General features: G+C 46.1%; 4 protein-coding genes. All 4 read right to left on the reverse strand.

Translation table 11 applies throughout. The features are described 5' to 3' along the window. A partial coding sequence (locus tag AC3WVG_RS11550; protein WP_488798269.1) for a TraK domain-containing protein occupies positions 1–807 on the reverse strand: 807 nt, incomplete at its 3' end. Between the two features lie 4 nt (positions 808–811). Further along, positions 812–1369, reverse strand: a complete 558-nt coding sequence (locus AC3WVG_RS11555) for a TraE/TraK family type IV conjugative transfer system protein (RefSeq protein WP_488798270.1) — start codon at positions 1367–1369, stop codon at positions 812–814. Between the two features lie 55 nt (positions 1370–1424). Continuing rightward, positions 1425–1691: a type IV conjugative transfer system protein TraL gene (locus AC3WVG_RS11560; RefSeq protein WP_488798271.1), complete on the reverse strand. Its 267-nt coding sequence runs from the start codon at positions 1689–1691 to the stop codon at positions 1425–1427. Positions 1692–1732: 41 nt separating this feature from the next. Continuing rightward, positions 1733–1924 (reverse strand): hypothetical protein (locus tag AC3WVG_RS11565; RefSeq protein WP_488798272.1); only part of this gene is annotated, 192 nt, incomplete at its 5' end.

Consider the following 1924-nt stretch of genomic DNA (forward strand, 5'->3'; position numbering starts at 1 on the left):
AATGGAGGGATGAAGAAGCAGTTTTTCGCTTATCTGAACTGGTTTATCAGATGAAAGGGAGAGCACTCTTACAAGCACCGGCACTCCTGGTATTCTGTAGGTCCGGGTGCAGGTGATGGTTATATGGGTTTTATCAATCACCCTGGTGATGGATATGGGGCGTGTGTTTTTCAGTGTCTGCCATGATGGAGGAACACGGGACAGGAACACCGATCTTATTACCTGTGATATGGCACTATCAAGGCTCATTTTGCTAAGGAGGTTTTCTGGAGGCTTCACAAGCTCCTTTTTACTTTCCAGATAAATGGTTCTTGTTGGGATAGCGCGGGGTTTAGCTATAAAGGAATATGTCTCTCCTGCACACCGTATGTAGAACTCAGTTGGGGTTTTGATTCTTTTGATTGAGCCTGTATCAGGGTCAAGAAGGGATTTAAACTTAACAAACAGCTCATCACCTTTTATCTCTGTAACCACACCCTTTTCCCGGGAGGTGAAGACATAGGTAATTTCACCTTTTGTGCAGACGATGCGGTTGACATCTGTGTTGCTGAGTCTGAGCCAGACTGTTTTTTCAGGATAAACGATCACCGGGTAGGAAGCGATGCGATCCGCTGTCTGAATTTTTCTTAAGGGAAACTTTTTGTAGAGATTTTGTTCCGTCCTGCGAGGGACAGGAGATGCTGGAGGGGCGGGGTATTTAACTGAATTTTTTATCTGCTTCTCCCTTGCTTTCGTGCAGGTTTTGCACTCAGCATGGAGGCTCGTGCATGTGATCAGTATGGCAGTTAAAGCGATGAGAAGGCGCATAAGATTACTCCTCCTTGAGCTTTTTGTATGAGAGGATTCTGAACTCGCCGTATTTGACTGTGTATTTAAGCTCGTAGGTGGCGGTTTTTCTTTCGACTATGCTGTCCTCAAAGAGAGTGAGTTTATTTCCGACTGTCTTTATGGTGTGGTTCTCGGGAGAGTGGGATATTCTTTCTATCATGAACACGCTTGCAAGTTTTGCAGCCGAAGCATTTTCAATGAAGCTTTCAAATATTTTTTTGTACTGGTGATAGACTGAGGGGTCAAACAGGGGCAGCACCTGTTCATACTGTTTTTTTACTGTGTAAGGGGTGTAGGTGAGAAGATTATCAAGCACGAAGCGAGAGACCTGGAGCACGTACATAGAATCGGGGTTTCGTCCCACCAGAATACTTCTGGTGGAAGTAAGTGGCACAACCACGACCTGTTTTGTTCGCACGGCTGTGTAGGATAGCAGGCCGAAGAGCACATTGCTTATGGCAATTAGCAGGATGGCGAACTTGAGGAGTCTGTTTTCTGCTCTGAGAAAGGCTATTGTCCCTGTAAACTTTTTGAAATCCATGGGCAACACCTTTTTGTTTTTCAAATAGAAAGACAGCCAGGGGGATGGAAAAAAACTACTCCTGAAAGTGGGTATCAAAGAAGGTGGGGCAGTTTTTGAATCTGGTGATCCCCAGGAAGAAGGATATGTGCTTCAAAAATCCCCTGGGGAAGCGATTTTTTATTTTTCTGGCAATGAAAGCGCAGGCAAGCAACATGGGCATGAAGATGATATTGACGTAGACTCCGAGCAGAAGGGAAAAGAGCATGAGAAACAGCTCATCACTTTCAAACCAGAGTATTCTGAACGGCTTGTGCAGATATTTTGGAGTTGGAACTCTCATGACAAAAAGCAGGAGGGGGCGCAGGGCCCCCTTTTTTCTGGTTAAATGACAAAGCCCAGGCTCTGGGCAATGGAGTCAAGCTTGTATATCAGCCCTGCACCGATTGCCATGCAACCGCTCATGACCCATGCGCTTCGGGTCGCGGCGAAGATGGCTCCGGCCAGTGATCCTGCGCCGGCAACAAATCCTATTGGCCCTTCAGCGATCTTTTTAATCGCTATGTCGTAAACATC

It is taken from the genome of Desulfovulcanus sp. (assembly GCF_982781345.1).